Annotated in this window: 11 protein-coding genes; 10 read left to right on the top strand and 1 reads right to left on the bottom strand. The window is 59.8% G+C overall.

Going from position 1 to position 19823, the window contains the following annotated elements; genetic code table 11:
• Positions 1-13 precede the first annotated feature (13 nt).
• The 10 genes from accB to AC1DIS_RS00375 all read left to right on the top strand — a co-directional run bounded on the left by accB (position 14) and on the right by AC1DIS_RS00375 (position 12567).
• On the top strand, positions 14-478 hold the full coding sequence (gene accB, locus AC1DIS_RS00330; protein WP_111455267.1) for an acetyl-CoA carboxylase biotin carboxyl carrier protein: 465 nt from the start codon (positions 14-16) through the stop codon (positions 476-478).
• A gap of 17 nt (positions 479-495) precedes the next feature.
• On the top strand, positions 496-1854 hold the full coding sequence (gene accC, locus AC1DIS_RS00335) for an acetyl-CoA carboxylase biotin carboxylase subunit (protein WP_477780701.1): 1359 nt from the start codon (positions 496-498) through the stop codon (positions 1852-1854).
• Positions 1855-2179: 325 nt separating this feature from the next.
• Positions 2180-3058: a 50S ribosomal protein L11 methyltransferase gene (gene prmA, locus AC1DIS_RS00340; protein ID WP_018928423.1), complete on the top strand. Its 879-nt coding sequence runs from the start codon at positions 2180-2182 to the stop codon at positions 3056-3058.
• A gap of 30 nt (positions 3059-3088) precedes the next feature.
• Positions 3089-4327 (top strand): DUF3426 domain-containing protein, encoded by a 1239-nt coding sequence (locus AC1DIS_RS00345; RefSeq protein WP_138866715.1) that lies wholly within the window; start codon positions 3089-3091, stop codon positions 4325-4327.
• A gap of 185 nt (positions 4328-4512) precedes the next feature.
• A complete protein-coding gene (gene dusB / locus AC1DIS_RS00350; protein ID WP_018928425.1) occupies positions 4513-5523 on the top strand; it encodes a tRNA dihydrouridine synthase DusB in 1011 nt (336 codons plus the stop codon).
• A complete protein-coding gene (fis, locus tag AC1DIS_RS00355; RefSeq protein ID WP_007907419.1) occupies positions 5520-5840 on the top strand; it encodes a DNA-binding transcriptional regulator Fis in 321 nt (106 codons plus the stop codon). The genes dusB and fis overlap by 4 nt, the downstream gene beginning before the upstream one ends.
• Positions 5841-5921: 81 nt before the next feature.
• Complete coding sequence (gene purH, locus AC1DIS_RS00360; protein WP_018928426.1) at positions 5922-7529, top strand: bifunctional phosphoribosylaminoimidazolecarboxamide formyltransferase/IMP cyclohydrolase; 1608 nt, start codon at positions 5922-5924, stop codon at positions 7527-7529.
• A gap of 189 nt (positions 7530-7718) precedes the next feature.
• Positions 7719-9014 (top strand): phosphoribosylamine--glycine ligase, encoded by a 1296-nt coding sequence (purD, locus tag AC1DIS_RS00365; protein ID WP_064616059.1) that lies wholly within the window; start codon positions 7719-7721, stop codon positions 9012-9014.
• Positions 9015-9113: 99 nt separating this feature from the next.
• Positions 9114-11888 (top strand): hybrid sensor histidine kinase/response regulator, encoded by a 2775-nt coding sequence (locus AC1DIS_RS00370; RefSeq protein ID WP_018928427.1) that lies wholly within the window; start codon positions 9114-9116, stop codon positions 11886-11888.
• Positions 11889-11970: 82 nt separating this feature from the next.
• Complete coding sequence (locus AC1DIS_RS00375; protein ID WP_018928428.1) at positions 11971-12567, top strand: MarC family protein; 597 nt, start codon at positions 11971-11973, stop codon at positions 12565-12567.
• A 119-nt stretch (positions 12568-12686) separates the two neighbouring features.
• Here AC1DIS_RS00375 and AC1DIS_RS00380 read toward each other — a convergent pair whose 3' ends face one another.
• The gene (locus AC1DIS_RS00380; RefSeq protein ID WP_477748802.1) at positions 12687-19754 is read right to left on the bottom strand and encodes a TcdA/TcdB pore-forming domain-containing protein; all 7068 of its coding nucleotides are present in this window, start codon (positions 19752-19754) and stop codon (positions 12687-12689) included.
• Positions 19755-19823: the final 69 nt, after the last annotated feature.

Raw genomic sequence — 19823 nt, forward strand, 5'->3', positions numbered from 1 at the left:
GAGTTGATGATTCATGGATATCCGTAAAGTTAAGAAATTGATCGAATTGCTGGAAGAGTCCGGCATCGACGAGCTTGAGATCAAGGAAGGCGAAGAGTCCGTACGCATCAGCCGTCACAGCAAGACGCCGGCTCAGCAGTACTACGCACCGGCTCCGATGCATGCGCCGGCACCGGCTCCAGTTGCTGCCGCCGCTCCGGTTGCTGCCGCTGCGCCTGCGGCTCCAGCGGCTCCAACGCTGAACGGCAATGTTGCCCGCTCGCCGATGGTCGGCACGTTCTATCGCAAATCTTCGCCAAGCTCGCCTTCCTTCGTTGAAGTCGGCCAGACCGTGAAGAAAGGCGACACCCTGTGCATCGTCGAAGCCATGAAGATGATGAACCACATTGAGGCTGACCACAGCGGTGTGATCGAATCCATCCTCGTCGAAGACGGCCAGCCGGTTGAGTTCGACCAACCGCTGTTCACCATCGTTTGAATCGCGGAGAGCCTTTGATGACTGCGAAGTTGGAAAAAGTTCTGATCGCCAACCGCGGTGAGATCGCCCTGCGGATTCTGCGTGCCTGCAAGGAAATGGGCATCAAGACCGTCGCCGTTTACTCCAAGGCCGACAAAGAGCTGATGCACCTGGGCCTGGCAGACGAATCCGTCTGCATCGGTCCGGCCTCCGCCRCTCACTCCTACCTGCACATTCCGGCCATCATCGCCGCTGCTGAAGTGACCGGCGCTACCGCCATTCACCCAGGCTACGGCTTCCTTGCGGAAAACGCCGACTTTGCCGAACAGGTCGAGAACTCCGGTTTCGCGTTCATTGGCCCGAAAGCCGATACCATCCGCCTGATGGGCGACAAGGTATCGGCCAAGCACGCCATGATCGCCGCTGGCGTTCCAACCGTTCCGGGCTCCGACGGCCCACTGCCTGAAGACGAAGAAACCGCTCTGCGCATTGGTCGCGAAGTCGGTTATCCGGTGATCATCAAAGCCGCTGGCGGCGGCGGTGGTCGTGGCATGCGCGTGGTGCACAAAGAAGAAGACCTGATCTCCTCGGCGAAACTGACCCGCTCCGAAGCGGGCGCAGCGTTCGGCAACCCGATGGTCTATCTGGAAAAATTCCTGACCAACCCACGTCACGTGGAAGTTCAGGTGCTTTCCGACGGTCAGGGCCACGCCATCCATCTGGGCGACCGCGACTGCTCGCTGCAACGTCGTCACCAGAAGGTTCTCGAAGAAGCGCCGGCACCGGGTATCGACGAGAACGCGCGCGAGGAAGTCCTCGCCCGTTGCGTCAAGGCTTGCATCGACATCGGCTACCGTGGCGCCGGCACTTTCGAGTTCCTGTACGAGAACGGCCGCTTCTACTTCATCGAGATGAACACTCGTGTCCAGGTAGAGCACCCGGTATCGGAAATGGTCACCGGCATCGACATCGTCAAGGAGATGCTCAGCATCGCCGCCGGCAACAAGCTGTCGTTCACCCAGGATGACGTGGTCATCCGCGGTCACGCGCTGGAATGCCGGATCAACGCCGAAGACCCGAAAACGTTCATGCCGAGCCCAGGCACGGTCAAGCATTTCCACGCACCAGGCGGCAACGGCGTTCGCGTCGATTCGCACCTGTACAGTGGCTATGCCGTTCCGCCGAACTACGACTCGTTGATCGGCAAGCTGATCACCTACGGCGCAACCCGTGACGAAGCCATGGCGCGCATGCGTAATGCGCTGGACGAGATCGTTGTCGACGGGATCAAGACCAACATCCCGCTGCACCGTGATCTGACCCGTGACGAAGGCTTCTGCAAAGGGGGGGTGAACATTCACTACCTCGAGCACAAGCTGGCTGGCGAGAAGCACTAAGCTTCAGCCGGAACATGACAAGGCCGCCTTCGGGCGGCTTTGTTGTTTCTGGAGATGCCGCCCGGAAACCTTGTGGCGAGGGAGCTTGCTCCCGCTCGGTTGCGCAGCAGCCGCAAGACCATTCATCCGAGTTGTGTCAGACAGAGCCGTATCTGCCATTTTGGGACCGCTTCGCGCTCCAGCGGGAGCAAGCTCCCTCGCCACAGAGACCGACGTCTCCGCTATTGGATGGCAACCCGGTCGTCTTCTGCCGCGCGCTCGCGTAAACTTGCGCGCTTCTCGCAGCCCGCTAGGCTGCAATCTATATTTTTCAAAGGTGCCCGCCATGCCTTGGCTGCAAGTCCGTCTCGCCATCAGCCCAGAACAAGCCGAAACCTACGAAGACGCTTTCCTTGAAGTGGGCGCCGTGTCGGTGACCTTCATGGACGCCGAAGATCAGCCGATCTTCGAGCCGGAACTCAACACCACTCCGCTGTGGTCGCACACACACCTGCTGGCCTTGTTCGAAGGCGGCACTGACGCCGCCAGCGTGCTGGCCCACCTGGAGTTGCTGACCGGCAGCCCGCTGCCCGAGCATCACAGCGAAGTGATCGAAGACCAGGACTGGGAACGCAGCTGGATGGATGGCTTCCAGCCGATGCGCTTCGGTCAGCGCCTGTGGATTGTCCCGAGCTGGCACGCCGCCCCTGAGCCTGACGCGGTGAACCTGCTGCTGGACCCAGGCCTGGCGTTCGGCACCGGCACTCACCCGACCACCGCGCTGTGCCTGGAATGGCTCGATGGCCAGGACCTGAAAGACTGCAACGTGCTGGATTTCGGCTGCGGCTCGGGGATTCTGGCGATTGCCGCCCTGTTGCTGGGCGCCAAACAAGCCGTCGGCACCGATATCGATGTGCAAGCCCTGGAGGCCTCCCGCGACAACGCCGGACGCAACAACATTGCCGACGAGCTGTTCCCGCTCTATCTGCCGGAAGATTTGCCGCAGGTTCAAGCCGACGTACTGGTCGCCAATATCCTCGCCGGCCCGCTGGTTTCCCTGGCGCCGCAACTGTCCAGCCTGGTCAAGTCCGGCGGTCGCCTGGCACTGTCGGGCATCCTCGCCGAACAGGGCGAAGAGGTTGCCGCTGCCTATGCCCGGGACTTCGATCTGGATCCGATCGCCAATCGCGACGGCTGGGTACGCATCACTGGCCGTCGGCGCTAGAATGAGCGCCTGCATAAACCGGATTGCCGCATGACCGATAGCTTCGTCACCCAGTGCCCGCATTGCCAAACCAGCTTCCGCGTCAGCCACGCTCAGTTGAGCGTGGCCCGTGGGGTGGTTCGTTGCGGCTCGTGCTTGCAGGTGTTCAACGCCGCCAGGCAGTTGCTTGAGCAACGGGCCGGCAAGGAAGCGGTAAAACCGGCTGCATCGGCGCCCGTAGAACCGCCCGTGCAGCGGGCCATCAGCCAAAAGCAATGGACCGCGGCCGAGATGGACCTGGACAGCCTGGACCTGGACGAAGAGCTCGCCCGGCTCGAACAGCGGGAAATCCAGCCGACGACGGAGTTCGGTCACCCCCGCGAAGACAGCCTCAGTGCTCGTCGCGACAGCACCGAACACGACGAAGCCCCTTGGCCCGACAGCCTCTTCAGTGAGTCGGCCGCCGATCGTGCGCAAGCCGCCGACGTGCAGACGCCATCACCGATGGTCGAACCGACGATCGAGCCAGGCAAACACTCGCGCACCGAGCCTTCGCTGTCCATGGAGCCCGTGCCACTGGACGATGAGCCCGAGATACAGCAGCTGCGCCTGCACGACCCGCTCGACGCCCCGATCCCTTTTGGCAGCCTGTCGGCGAAAACCGATGACGACGAGATCGACGATGACCTGCCCTCCGTCGAGCCCCTGCGCAAGCGACGCGAACGCAGCGAACCGGCCATGCGCGCTGAAGTGCTGCAGGACCTGACCGACGACCCGCTGCAACTGGATTGGCAAAAACGCCGCTCCCCCTGGGGTCGGCGCTTTTTCTGGCTGCTGCTGATCCTGCTCGGCGCCGCCGGCCTCGTTGGCCAGTACGTCGCCTACCACTTCGACGAACTGGCGCGCCAGGACCAGTATCGTCCGTGGTTCCAGCAACTCTGCCCGCACATCGGTTGCACAGTGCCGTCCAAGGTCGACATCGCGAAAGTCAAAAGCAGCAATCTGGTGGTCCGCAGCCACCCGGACTTCAACGGGGCGCTGGTGGTCGATGCCATCATTTATAACCGTGCGCCCTTCTCCCAGCCGTTCCCGCTGCTGGAGCTGCGCTTTGCCGACCTCAACGGCCACCTGATCGCCAGTCGTCGCTTCAAGCCCGGCGAGTACCTCAACGGCGATCTCGAAGGCCTGGCCGAAATGCCGCCGCAAACGCCGATCCACATCGCGCTGGACATTCTCGACCCAGGCCCCAAAGCGGTGAACTACAGCCTGAGCTTCCATTCGCCCGAGTGAAACACTCAAGCGTTGCAGGCTTGACGGCGGTTTCCTGACTTTGACCGTTCAAACCAAACCGCTGGCGATAACGAATTAGTTGTTCAGATTTTGTTCAATTCAGCCTTTATCCAGTCATCGAGRGCGGGTATCATGCCAACCCTTTTTCGAACTCTCATGATCCGGCCCCACAACAGGGAAGTCCTATGTCGGCGGTACGCATCGGTCCATATACATTGCACAACGGCTTGATCCTCGCCCCCATGGCGGGCGTCACCGACCAGCCCTTTCGTCAGCTGTGCAAACGATTGGGCGCTGGACTTGTAGTCTCGGAAATGGTCACCAGCGACATGAGCTTGTGGAACACCCGCAAATCGCGGATGCGCATGATCCACGAAGGCGATCCCGAGCCCCGCTCGGTACAGATCGCCGGCGGAGATGCGCAGATGCTGGCGGATGCGGCCCGGGCCAACGTCGAGCTGGGCGCACAGATTATTGACATCAACATGGGCTGTCCGGCGAAGAAGGTCTGCAACAAGGCCGCCGGTTCCGCACTGTTGAAAGATGAAGCATTGGTGACCGAGATCCTGCAGGCCGTGGTGGCTGCGGTCGATGTGCCGGTCACCCTGAAGATCCGCACCGGCTGGGACCGGGCGAACAAGAACGGTCTGACGGTGGCGAAGATCGCCGAACAGGCAGGCATCACGGCGTTGGCCGTACATGGCCGCACGCGTGCCGACCTGTACACCGGGGAAGCTGAGTACGACACCATTGCCGCGATCAAGCAGGCGGTGTCGATTCCGGTCTTCGCCAATGGCGATATCGATTCGCCCGAGAAAGCCCGGTACGTGCTCGACGCGACCGGTGCCGATGGCCTGTTGGTGGGCCGGGCTGCCCAGGGGCAGCCATGGATTTTTCGTGAAATCGACCATTATCTGCGTACCGGTGAAAAACTCCCGGCACCGGAACTGATCGAGGTGGAATGTATTCTGCTTGAGCATCTGGCCGCGCTGCATGCCTTCTATGGCGACGTCATGGGCGTGCGCATAGCTCGCAAGCATGTGGGCTGGTATCTCGCAACCTTGCCGGGCGCCAGGGAGTTTCGCGCCCACTTCAATCGTTTGGAAGATACGGAAGCACAATGCGCCTACGTTCGAGGCTTCTTCGCCGAACGTTACAAGAGCCTGACAGGGGACGGAGAAGGGGTGGCCGCATGACGATGATGACCGAGACTTTAGTGAGTGGAACAACACCCGTGAGCGACAACGTGAATTTGAAACAGCACCTCAATACACCGAGCGAAGAAGGTCAGACCCTTCGCGGGAGTGTCGAGAAGGCGCTGCACAATTATTTCGCCCACCTTGAGGGCGCTGCCGTCACGGATGTGTACAACCTGGTGCTCTCCGAAGTCGAGGCCCCCCTGCTCGAATGCGTGATGAACTACGTCAAGGGCAACCAGACCAAGGCCAGTGAGCTGCTCGGACTGAACCGGGGCACCCTGCGCAAGAAACTCAAGCAGTACGATTTGCTGTAAGCATTCAATCAAACCAGAAAGGCGCCCACGTAAAACCGGTCGCCTTTTTTGCTGACTCCTTTGCTTTTGATGGAAATTGAGATGACCGACCAGACTACCCGCCTGCCGATCCGCCGCGCCTTGATCAGCGTTTCCGACAAGACCGGGATCCTTGAATTCGCCAAAGAGCTCGAAGCCCTGGGCGTAGAGATCCTCTCCACCGGCGGGACGTTCAAGCTGCTGCGCGACAATGGTGTTGCCGCAGTGGAAGTCGCGGATTACACCGGTTTCGCAGAAATGATGGACGGTCGGGTGAAAACCCTGCACCCGAAAATCCACGGCGGGATCCTTGGTCGTCGCGGTATCGACGACGCCATCATGAGCGAGCACGGCATCAAGCCGATCGATCTGGTAGCGGTCAACCTGTACCCGTTCGAAGCCACCATCAACAAGCCAGGCTGCGACCTGCCGACTGCCATCGAGAACATCGACATCGGCGGCCCGACCATGGTCCGTTCGGCGGCAAAAAACCACAAAGACGTGGCCATCGTGGTGAATGCCAGCGATTACGCCAACGTTCTGGAAAGCCTCAAGGCCGGCGGCCTGACCTACGCTCAGCGTTTCGACCTGATGCTCAAGGCCTTCGAACACACCGCCGCCTACGACGGCATGATCGCCAACTACATGGGCACCGTGAACCAGGCGGCTGAAACCCTCTCGACCTCCGGCCGCAGCGAATTCCCGCGCACCTTCAACAGCCAGTTCATCAAGGCTCAGGAAATGCGCTACGGCGAGAACCCGCACCAGAGCGCGGCGTTCTACGTTGAAGCCAAGCCTGCCGAAGTCGGCATCGCCACCGCGACCCAACTGCAAGGCAAAGAGCTGTCGTACAACAACGTGGCCGACACCGACGCCGCGCTGGAATGCGTGAAGAGCTTCGTCAAGCCGGCCTGCGTGATCGTCAAGCACGCCAACCCGTGCGGCGTGGCCGTGAGCCCGGACGCCGAAGGCGGCATCCGTCAAGCCTACGAACTGGCCTACGCCACCGACACCGAGTCGGCGTTCGGCGGCATCATCGCGTTCAACCGCGAGCTGGATGCTGAAACCGCCAAGGCCATCGTCGAGCGTCAGTTCGTCGAAGTGATCATCGCCCCATCCGTCAGCGCAGAAGCCCGCGCCATCGTGGCCGCCAAAGCCAACGTACGCCTGCTGGCCTGCGGCGAGTGGTCGGCTGACCGCGTTCCAGCCTGGGACTACAAACGCGTCAACGGCGGTTTGCTGGTACAGAGCCGCGACATCGGCATGATCGGCAGCGAAGACCTGAAAGTGGTGACCAAGCGCGCGCCAACCGAGCAGGAAATCAACGACCTGATCTTCGCCTGGAAAGTCGCCAAGTACGTCAAGTCCAACGCCATCGTCTACGCCAAGAACCGTCAGACCATCGGTGTCGGCGCCGGCCAGATGAGCCGCGTGAACTCCGCGCGTATCGCCGCGATCAAGGCTGAACATGCCGGCTTGCAAGTGCAGGGCGCGGTCATGGCGTCGGATGCGTTCTTCCCGTTCCGCGACGGCATCGACAACGCAGCCAAGGTCGGTATCACTGCGGTGATCCAGCCAGGTGGCTCGATGCGTGATAACGAAGTGATTGCGGCAGCTGATGAAGCCGGCATCGCCATGGTCTTCACCGGCATGCGCCACTTCCGTCACTAATAAGACAACGGCCGCACTGAACCCGGTACCTGCTGCGTTGGAGCCGACCTCGATGATGCTCATTGCCAAAAGGCAACTCCGCTCATCGAGGTCGACTCCGCCTTGCATCTACCGGCTTCATTGCGACCTCCTACGGCGTGAAGCGCTTTAGGTTCCAAAACAGAATTAGCGTCATCCGAGGTTTTTGAAATGAATGTTTTGATCATTGGCAGCGGTGGCCGTGAACACGCCCTGGCCTGGAAAGTGGCTCAGGATCCGCGCGTGCAAAAAGTGTTCGTTGCCCCGGGCAACGCAGGCACCGCCATTGAAGCCAAGTGCGAGAACGTCGCCATCGACGTGCTGGCCCTCGAGCAGCTTGCAGATTTCGCGGAGAAAAACGTTTCCCTGACCATCGTCGGCCCGGAAGTGCCGCTGGTTGCAGGCGTTGTCGACCTGTTCCGCTCCCGTGGCCTGGATTGCTTCGGCCCGACCGCAGGTGCCGCGCAACTGGAAGGCTCGAAAGCCTTTACCAAGGATTTCCTGGCGCGTCACAAGATCCCGACCGCCGACTACCAGAACTTCACCGAGATCGAGCCGGCCCTGGCTTATCTGCGTGAAAAAGGCGCACCGATCGTGATCAAGGCCGATGGCCTGGCCGCCGGCAAAGGCGTGATCGTGGCCATGACATTGGCTGAAGCTGAAGACGCGGTGCGCGACATGCTCGCTGGCAACGCGTTTGGCGATGCCGGCTCCCGCGTGGTCATCGAGGAGTTCCTGGACGGCGAAGAAGCCAGCTTCATCGTCATGGTCGACGGCAAGAACGTGCTGCCGATGGCCACCAGCCAGGACCACAAACGCGTCGGCGACGGCGACACCGGTCCGAACACCGGCGGCATGGGCGCCTACTCCCCGGCACCGGTCGTCACCGCCGAAGTCCATCAGCGGGTCATGGACCTGGTGATCTGGCCAACCGTGCGCGGCATGGCCGAGGAAGGCAATGTTTACACCGGTTTCCTCTATGCCGGCTTGATGATCGACAAGGCTGGTAACCCAAAAGTTATCGAGTTCAACTGCCGTTTCGGCGATCCTGAGACCCAACCGGTGATGCTGCGTTTGCAGTCGAGCCTGGTGTTGCTGGTCGAAGCGGCCCTGGCGCAAGCGCTGGACAAGGTCGAAGCACAGTGGGATCCACGTCCGAGCGTCGGTATCGTATTGGCCGCTGGCGGTTACCCGGGTGACTACGCCAAAGGCGTTGCCATCAACGGTCTGGATGCAGCCGCGGCACTGGAAGGCAAAGTCTTCCACGCTGGCACTGCACTCAAGGACGGTCAGGTGGTGACGGCCGGTGGTCGGGTACTGTGCGCAACCGCCATGGGCACCAGCGTCGACACAGCCCAGCAGCAGGCTTACAAACTGGCGGCTAAAATCGACTGGGAAGGCTGCTTCTATCGTAAGGACATTGGCTACCGTGCCATTGCCCGCGAGCGTGGCGAAAATCAGGAATAAGCCATCCATTCGGCCAGGCAAGGGCTTGCAGCCCTTGCCGGACTATTCCGGCGCCGCGCATAGTTATATTCTGGCATCAACCTACGAAGGGATTTCGCCGTGCGCTGGCTCAGGATTGCCATAGGCTTCACCGTCACTCTGCTGACCTTGCTCTGCATGCTCCCGGCCCAGGCCTCGCAAGGCAGTGGCTGGGCGGTATTGCTCGACGAACAGGGCGATCTGCAGCTGAGCGACATCCGCTCCGGCCGCTACACCAATCAATTCAGCCCCGTTGAACTCGACCGCCTCACCGCAGCCGGGCCTGACGGTGCGCTGTGGCTGCGTTTCAGGCTGGCACCCGGCAAACACGAACAGTTGCTGAGGGTGTTCGCTCCCGACCTGTCGCACCTCAATCTGTATGTGCTCGATGGCGACCAGCTGATCGATCAATTGAATACCGGCACCGGGCAGCCTCAGGCTGAGCGCCCCCTGCCCGGCAACGACTTCATGTTGCCGCTGCCGCAAAGCGACAAAACCCTCGACGTCTATATGCGACTGGTCTCCGAACACCAGTTTCGGCCTTACATCACCCTGCAATCGGCGGTCATGAGCGCAGCCACTCAGAACCAGACGTTGATCTACGGTCTGCTCTTTGGCTGTCTCGGGATGCTGATCCTGCATAACCTGACCCGCTACACCTACACCCGCTCGCGCAGCAGCCTCTGGCTGGCAGCGTGCGAAGGGTTGTTGCTGCTCAGCCTGGTGCTGCTGCTGAACCTGGCCCGACCATGGTTGCCGAACTGGTCCGTCGTACAAACACCCGGTGCCTATCTTGCCTTGCTGCTGACCGCACCTTGCGGCCTGATGTTCGCCTACCGTTTTTTCGCCCCGCTCGGCCCGCACCCGCTGAACAAGCTGCTGCTGGGGGACATCCTGTTCATCGTGGCCTGCGGCCTGCTGCTGTTGTTCGTCAACACCCTGCCGCTGAACCTGATCACGTACGCACTGGTTGCCCTGGCCGGCCTGAGCATGTTGTTCGTCAGCGCCCATCACTGGCAAAAAGGTTATCGCCCGGCTCGCCTGTTCGTGGCGGCCATGGTGGTGTTCAACCTTGGCACGTTGATTATCCTGCCGGCGCTGCAGGGGCTGACCCTTGTCGCCCCGCAAGGCCTGATCATCACCCTGCTGGTGTTTATCTGTATCAGTGGCCTGTTGATGAGTGTGGCCCTGGGCGAGCGACAGCGTAGCATCACCGAAGACCGTTTCAGCGTCAGTCGCGACCTGGCTGCCAGCAATGCCGAAATAAACGCCAAAGCTGAATTCCTGGCGAAAATCAGCCACGAAATCCGCACCCCGATGAATGGTGTGCTGGGCATGACCGAACTGCTGCTGGGCACACCGCTGTCGGTCAAGCAGCGCGACTATGTGCAAACCATCCATAGCGCCGGCAACGAACTGCTGACACTGATCAACGAAATTCTCGACATCTCCAAGCTCGAGTCCGGACAGATCGAGCTGGACGATGTGCAGTTCGACCTCAATGCCCTGATCGAAGACTGCCTGAGCATCTTCCGCGCCAAGGCCGAACAACAGAACATCGAGCTGATCAGCTTTATCCAGCCACAGGTACCGCGCGTCATCAGCGGCGATCCGACGCGCCTGCGCCAGACCCTGCTGAGCCTGCTGGAAAACGCCCTGAAGAAAACCGACGAAGGCGAGATTCTGATCGTTGTCGCCCTGGATGAACGCAGCGCCAAACCGCGGCTGCGCATCGCCGTGCAGGACAGCGGCCAGCCGATGGAGGCTGAAGAGCGCGACGCACTGATGCACGCCGAGCTGCACAGCAAGCATTTCCTCTCGGCCACCAGCCTGGGGGGCAATCTGGGGCTGGTGATTGCCCGTCAGCTGATCCGTTTGATGCAGGGCGAATTCGGCATCAAGAGCGGCGCCAACCAAGGCAGCACATTGTGGCTGACCCTGCCACTGGACCCGGACCGTCTCGAGCATCCGACCTCGGACCTGGACAGTCCGTTGCAAGGCGCACGCGTACTGGTCGTGGACGACAACGACACCTGTCGCAAGGTGCTGGTGCAGCAGTGCAGCGCCTGGGGCCTGAACGTCAGCGCCGTACCGTCCGGCAAGGAGGCCCTGGCGCTGCTGCGCACCAAGGCCCACCTGCGCGATTATTTCGACGTGGTCCTGCTGGACCAGAACATGCCCGGTATGACCGGCATGCAACTGGCCGCCAAGATCAAGGAAGACCCGAGCCTGAACCACGACATTCTACTGATCATGCTCACCGGCATCAGCAACGCGCCGAGCAAGATCATCGCGCGCAACTCCGGGATCAAGCGCATCCTCGCCAAGCCAGTGGCCGGCTACACCCTCAAGACCACCCTGGCGGACGAACTGAACCAGCGCAACAACGGCCCGGCTACCTCGCAGCACCTGCCCACCGGCCCCACCCTTCCGGTCAAGGTGCCCAGCGACTTCCGCATCCTGGTGGCCGAAGACAACAGCATCTCGACCAAGGTCATCCGCGGCATGCTGGGCAAGCTCAACCTGCAACCGGATACCGCCAGCAATGGCGAAGAAGCCTTGGTGGCAATGAAGGCCCAGCGTTACGACCTGGTGCTGATGGACTGCGAAATGCCAATCCTTGACGGCTTCTCCGCCACCCAGCAATTGCGTGCCTGGGAAGTCGGCAACCAGCGGATTCGCACCCCCGTGGTGGCGTTGACCGCGCACATCCTCGCCGAGCACAAAGAGCGCGCGCGTCAGGCCGGCATGGACGGGCACATGGCCAAACCGGTCGAGCTGTCGCAGTTGCGCGACCTGATCGAGCATTGGGTTGCCCAGCGCGATCATCAGAATCGTACGGCTTCGACATTCTGAGCAATCTCCCGTCGCGCGCCGACAACTTTCTAAACCGGCTGATAGACTCCGCTCCAACAATCTCCTGCCGCGAGCCGATATTATGCTCCACGTGTTATTCAGCGTTTATCTGAAGATGCTGGTGCTCTACAGCCCGTTCTTCGTGTTGTCCTGTTTCATCAGTCTGAGCCGCGGTTATTCGCGCAAGGAACAACGTCGCCTGGCCTGGAAAGTGGCAATTGCCACACTGGTTTCCAGCGTCTTGCTGTACCTGTTCGGGAGGGTGATATTTGACGTGTTCGGCATTACCGTGGATGCATTTCGCATCGGCGCCGGCAGCGTGCTATTCATCTCGGCGCTGGGCATGGCCCAGGGTAAGTCGGTGGTGCAAACCGACAACGTGCAGCAAGACGTGACCATCGTCCCGCTGACCATCCCCCTGACCGTCGGCCCGGGCACCATCGGTGCGCTGTTGGTAATGGGTGTCAGCCAACCGCACTGGGACGACAAACTCACCGCGATCCTCAGCATTGCCCTGGCCAGTTTCACGGTGGGGGTGGTGCTTTACTTGTCGAACCGTATCGAGCGGATTCTTGGCGATCAGGGCCTGCAAATCGTCAGTCGCTTGATGGGACTTTTTGTCTGTGCGCTGGCAGCACAGATCATCTTTACCGGCGTAAAAGGCTATCTGGTGCCCTGATAGGCGAACAACTCCGTCATCCCGTGAACGTGGTGATCGCCACACCGACCCCATCATGTCAAAGGCCGCGAACGGAATCGTTCGCGGCCTTTTTTCATGAACCCGGCGCCAGTCGCTGCTTATCCTGCGACTGCCGGCTCCGCCAACAACTCCTGCAGCGTTGCACTGCCGTTTTTTTCTTTCCTGTCGCGCAACCGCGCCACGAACATCGATACCGGATGGGATTGCAGCTTTTCAAACGCGAGGAACACATCACCGCGCAATGCCGGGTCGACGGAACACACATCACGGAAGATCAGACTGTGCTCACTGTCCGGGTCAACGATGACCAGATGTTCCTGAACAATCTCGAACAGCAATCTTTGCGGATCATCGAAGGCCCAGATCAATTTGCCTGGAATGGCCGGCACTTCACCCAGTGCGTGCCGGCAGTCGACGATGACTGAGTCGAGCCTCAGCCAGACAGCCTTCGTCAGGTGATAAGTCACGGCACCCTGCCCCAATCGCAGAATCAACGTATTGACGTCATCGGGAATCAGCGGCAGGAGATCACCCAGGGGCTTTTCTCCTTCGACAACCAGCACTTCGGCGTTGCGCTGGACATAATCGAACGGCCCGATGCTTCGCCTGTCCGGATACACACGCACCCGTCCTTCCCGGGCCTCATGCAGCAACACATTGACCCGGCCTTGAGTGCCCAGCAGCGAATAATCTGCGGGCAGATCCTTACCGGTAATCCGGATCAACCGGGCGCTTTGGACGGCATACCACTGCAAGCTGCCGGGTTCGGACTCCACAGATACAAATTCGGCATGTTCCGTCGTTTCCAGTAACGCCTGGAGACTTTCGATAAAGTGTTCGCCATGGGCGCTCACCCAGTCGTGGCTGACGCCAGTGATGATCTCCACCTCTTGATGGCGGAGTTCGAGCAGTACGCCGTCAACGGTTGTCCCACGCAAGCCGGCGCCCTCGATGGTCACGTCGGCAAAACGCCAATCCGCCCACTCTGGTTGATGAGCCGGCAACCTGTCGCCCAGTAACAATCGCGAGCCCGTGCCGAATGCCTGATCAAGTTGCTGCGGATCGATGAACGTCTGATTCCAGATTTCACCGCTGGACAGATCGAACAGCCAGACCGCCTGATTGTCCGGGGTAACGCCAAGCAGGCGAATTTCCTTGTCGAGTCCCGGATCGCACAGCACCAGGCGGTTACTCACATACCAGGCACCCACGTTGCCGTTATCGGCGAAATTGCGCAGGCCGACAATGGCAATATTTTTGCCTGGGTAACGCTCGGCAATCGGCTCCAGCGCCTGCCACCACTGGGCGCGGCCGTTGAGCCACTGCTCGCTCAGGCCGCCCAGCTGCACCTCGCCTTGCGCGGTCAGGTTGAAAAACAGCCCCTCCTCATCGAGTGCCACATAGCCGCTCTCGACGGCCACGACCTGCTTGAGCCCGGCGGGCTGCACCCATTGGTGGGCCCATTGTCCCTTGTCCTCTGTCACGGTCCGTTGCAGTCGGCAAAGGGTCTGGGCGAGCCGGTCGTAAATGAAGAATATGTCGCTGTCGTCGGCCATCGGCAACAGCATCAGATCGTTCAGGTGCTTGATCGAATCGGCCCAGCCACGCGTGTGTTGAGGTCGGGGCAGCGGATGAATGAGCAACTGATCGCGACTGCGAACCCACGCCATGTCTCGCCGATCCGGGTCAAACTTCCAACAGATCGAAACGTAAGGCGCCGGCTGCCAGTCGACCGTTGTGAAGCCGTCCCGCTGAGGAACAGGATTGAAAGACACATACTTGCCGAACACCGATGACCAGTCGGCCAGCGTTTCGCTGGCAAACACCAACGCCTGCAGTTCCCGCGCCATATCGTGAGTCACGGAACTCAACAGCAATCGACCTTCATGAATCAGGTAACGGTACTGCCTGGCGGCCTGATTGCCCGTGACGTACTCCTGCACGACATGAATCACACCATGAGCATCCGCTTCGATACTGCGAATGGAGCCTTTGCTGTCCTCTAGCAGTAAGCGATAGCGATTCTTGAGCAAGCCTGTGGCGGCATCGACTTGCCAGATCTGGTGGCCCTCCGGTTGGTAGAAATAAGCAGAACCCTCGACCACCATCGACAGCTGCGCCTCGTCGGCCTCAAGGACGGTCTCGTTGCGGATATACAGGAAACGATCTTCAGCGCAGTCATACCAGGCATTGGTGTAACGGGGCTCGTCCGGCGCCTCGTACGGAATCAGGTAACGATGGATCTGCGTGTACGGCAATACCAGTCGATGCTCCTGCGCGAGGCCTTTGTAGTGCGCCAGCAATGCCTGTTCATCGAGTCCTTCAGGCGCTGTCTGCTGGAGAATGTCCAATTGGCGTTTGCCAGGGTCAACGCTGAACAACTGTTTATCCGCCACCTGGATCAGCACCTCATGACGACCTTTGCCGGAAATTTTCACATGGACAGTACCGATGTACAGTTCGCCGTAAGGCTCGATGCGGATGTCACTTTCACTCGCCCAGCTTGCCTGCAACACCCAGCGGCATTGCTTCAGGCTTGGAGAGACAAGACGGATACTTGCACCGGGATTGAGCATCAATGAACAGCTCCCCCCCGCGCCTGTCAGCTCATACGACAGCTTGCCGTGCCAGGCATCCGGCAAAACGGGGACCACCAGTGAACGATCCACCGCATCCAGTTGCACCTCGATGACTGTTTCGCGATACACCGGATTCAGGCGGTGGAGGATGTAATGCGACGGAAAGGAATAGAACGTAAACAGAAATAGCCGCTGACCATCCGCTTGCTTTTTTTCAAGGCGCCGGGCCGTGTCAAAACCAGGGTCGTGAAATGCGGAGGCGAACGGCAGCGCCTTGTACTCATAGCCGTAAAAGGTTTGCGGTGTGCATGGCAGCACAATGGCATGCCCTGTGGGCGGTGCAAATTCTTTTTGACCGGGCAGGTTCAATTCCTGGCGGATATTGATCGCTCGCGTGTAATCAACATCGAAACCCGGCACTCCAAAGTGGTCGTGCAGTGGAAACAGCTTCGGGCTGTCGAGCAGCAACTTGCCAGCACCCAGATCTATGCGCTGGACGATCAGCGAAGGCCGCACGACCCAGGCGCCAACGGTGTGATCGAACCGGTAGCCGTGCGAGCGATACCCCCGATCCATGTCGTCGAAGAACTTGCCGACCTCCTCGGCGTCTCGCAAGATGCTGGCAAACCCTTGGGCCAGTGCAGCAACACCAATGGCCAGGCCACCAAGAATCACCCCGGCGCCACCGAGCACCGCAGCGGCGGTCGATGCGCCGGCCAGTCCTGCACCGATACCGCCTGCCGTGAGCGCCAGGCTGGCGGTATCGAATGTCAATTGAGTACCGAACTGGGCCTTCTCGACTTCGTTTTGCGCCGTCGACAACTGATAAATATCAAAGCCGACATTGGCCAGCCCCAATACGGCGCCGACGCCTTCACCGGCTGCATGCCCCAAAGCTTCGCCGACGACCGGAGCGCAAGTACGAGCGATGATTTTCTCTTCTCTCAACGCGGTGCGAACCAACTGCACCAGGCCAACCACATCCACGACGGAGCCATGCACCAACTGGGCATAGTTGACGTAAGCGTGCAGGCGCACGGCGGTGGTCAATGTCCGGCCCTCCCCTTCCCGGCCACGCAACGCGTTCATCAACGCCTGAATGGCGAACCCTGCGTTGAGGGTGTGAACACTGCCGATCTCGGTCGGATCCACGACACCGCCCGTCCCGGCCGGTTTACGCGCCAGGGTCGAAAACTGTTCCGACAGCCAATTCTTGATCCGCAACAGACGGTGATCGCCGCTGATCACCTGAACCTCGTGTTCCGGGTCTGACGGATTGATCAGACTCACCCGATATTTACCCTCGGGCGTAATTTCCAGCGTTTCGAACAACGGCACCAGCGGCGTTACCGACGCATGCAACTCCTGCAAACCGACGCTGGCGTGTGCGATCTGCTGTCCCCACCAGTGGCTATCGAGCTCCAGCAAACTGCTGCCCAGATGCCAATTGTTGACCAGCGATTGCCCACGGGCACTGTTCAGGCGCTGGCGAATCGGACGCAGCGGTGCTCCCGGCAACGGTTCGGACTTCAGTAGCTGCTCCACGGCAAATCCGGCAGACAGCTTCAAGTCAGACACCTTTCCCCCATGCAGGTCAATCAGGTCAAACTCCGGCCGGGCTTGCGAACCATAGGCCGCGTAATGCCGTGCCATGCCTTGCTTCAGAAAAAAGTATTCCAGCGCCCGCTTGAACATGGCCGGTTGCTCGAACTCGAACAACGCGAAGTTGGGGTCGTAAAAATGATAAGTGGTGTGATCGCCCTCTACGGTCTTGGCCACCAGCATCGAATGATTGTCGGAGTTAAGCATCAGTGCGCGGCTGCCTTCATGTTGCTCGAGAGCGGCAGTGACCTGATCCAGGTCCGCGCGGTCAAGCGGTGCCCCTACATCGTTCAATTGCACATCCCGCAGCTCTTCCAGCGCTTGAAGGAAGGTTGCCGAATCAGCTTGCTCGGGATCGATGGCGGACAGATAGAAACGTTCACGCAACTGCCGGGAGGCCACGTCGTCCTGCAGCAGTGCCGCGCTCATCACCAGGGTCAACGGGTAGCACCGACCACCAACCGCCTCGCCACCGCTGCGCAGCAGCAGATCCTGGGGAACCAGTTTGATGCTGCTGGCTTCGATCTCGTCGAGTATCTGCCCCACCTTCTCGACGATCTGCATGCGATGTTCAAGGGTCGCCACCTGCTGGATTTGCGCCACATGGCGCCCCCACTGGCCCGCCGTCCGCGCCAGTGTCAATGCAGCCTTTTTCAGTTCAAGTGCGCTGCCGGCCGCCCTCGGCGCCGGTTCTGAATCACTGTTCAGACTGGCGATGAATCCCGGTGCCTCGCGCTTGTACAGTTGCCGCTCAATGACGGCGTAACGGCCTGAAGCGCCCTGCCCGACCATGCTGTTGGCCAGATTGTCCAGCTCACCGGTGAACTCCACAAAGCGTTGGTTATGCAGTGAGTCCATCCCCAACAACACCCCCAGCGACAGCCTCTGCAAGGGGGTCGTCTCGACGAAGTGACGGGTGCCATTGGCGATGTCGCTCAGCACTTCATCGACACCCGGGTTGTGGCTTTTCCCATCGTTCAGGAAAGCAGGGGCTTGCGATTCGAGGGGCTTATTACGAATGGCCTGGCGATCATCAAAACTCAGCGGCAGTGGATCTTCGAAGCGGATAGCGCCAGTGTGTCCCCGACTCATCGCCGCCATGAACGGCTCGCCCAGCCCTTCGACCAAACGCTCCAGCACGTGGGTCAGCAGCACCGGCCGCTCTTCGATCACCGGCCAGCCCTGCTCGAACTCAATCGTCGGGCCTTTGAGCAATTGCGCGATATCGCCGCTATAACGGGTCTTGTATTGGCCTTCCTGCCAGCGTTTCTGCTCATTACTGACCCATTTATCAGGGTCGGTTTCATTGTCCTTCCAGGAATGGTCCAGTTCTTCTTCGGTCGCGCGGTTGACCGACGTGTAGCGCGCAATGGCGGCCTCCTTGCGCACGGCCTCAGCCACCGAGGGGGTAAAGTGGGCTCTTGCGTAATCGGCCATGCCATCACGCACGGCTCCAGGGCCGGTCAGGTAGATAGTCCCTTCGCTCTGAAGCCGAATGCCGTCGCGAAAGTAGGTCGCAATGGCATCGATCAGAAACCCTGCAAATATTTCCTCTTCCATCGACAGCTCAATCAGCGGCCCATACGTTCCTTCCACCACTTCCTGCACCAGCGGTGCCATGGCATCAACATCGCTCAAAGCAACGCCTCGTCGGGCGGCCAACCGGTTCGAAGCCTCTATCACCTCATAGTTGAACCGGAAACGCTCGAGCACGGTTTGCAGAATCGTCGAGCGGGGATGCGCCATCAGAAATGCATTCGTTATCGAACTGCCTTCCGACGCCGCTCGCAGCATAAAGGGTCGGGCCAACCGATCTGCCGGTGGCTGAAATACCTCACTCAGGCCCGGCCGGCTTTTTACAAAAGCCTCCAGTGCCGGCAAATGCTCAGGGGGAATCGTCTCGATGTAACTGGAGGATGCCCGACGCCCAGGCATCCATTCAGGATTGTCATTGAGCAATAACTGCAAAATCCCCAAATGCGCATCGGAACCCAAACCGTGGATATCGACTCCGCCCAGCGTTCTCGATAACGGCGGCAGGTTATCCACATCGGCATAGATGCCACCTTCGCCAAACAGAACTTCAACACGCACCACATCGGACGCCGCCGCCAGATTGCCGCGTAATCGCATTTCCTGTTCGTAGATGCCCTGTAATTGCAACGGCACCTCGGCCGCATCAAGATCGCGCAATTGGAAACCGTTCATGTCCTGCACACTGCGGTGATTGCTTTCCTTCAACGCTTGCAGCTTCGCCGCATCCTGGCCGTAGGCCCGAGTCAGCAAATCCATCCGTGCCTCATCGGCTGATTCACCGTTTGCCACTGCCGCATTGATGTGTGCGTACATCTGTTGCTTCAGAACAATAGCGCGCTCCTCGTACAGGGTTGCCAGTTCATCTTCGGAGATACTTTTGTCTGCGACCTGCGTCAGGGCATGCGCCTTGGCGGCGTCGACAATCAGTTTGTTGGTTTGATATGCCAGCAGCGCATCACTGTCATACCAGAGATTGAGGGTGTAGCCATGCTCGGCCAACACCTGTTTCCATAGGTTGAGGTAATCGCGCTGAATGGCGCCGAGACCGCCACCGAGCCAGACAAAATGCAACACCTTGGGAACTTCCGTCGCCACTGTGTTCATCTGCTCCACACTGAACCGAAGACGCGACTCATACCGTTCGACTTCGTCATGTATCTGCGATAGTTGCATCGCGGTGTCGTCAGCATTGCCCGGCGTCTGCGAATCAAGATTGCGTTTGACTCGCTTGTTGCCCAGCAACAGTGTCAGCGTGTGTTTGAATAACCCTAACGGTTCGAGCAGTCTTGGCGACTCCAGCAGCCCCACACAGGCAAAGTAATAACGCAATAGTTCCTCGTAGTGCGGACTGTCTTTATGCGACGACAATCCGCGCTCAAGATCCGCCAGTTTGAAAAGACTGACAAAATCAACATAACCATCCTTGTTTCGGCGCTCAATATCGTGCATGCGTATCCCGTTTACTGTGTCGGTTTAATTATCAACGAATAGGCCAGCCAATAAGCACAGACACTCAAA

Source organism: Pseudomonas sp. 05N433 (assembly GCF_056396925.1).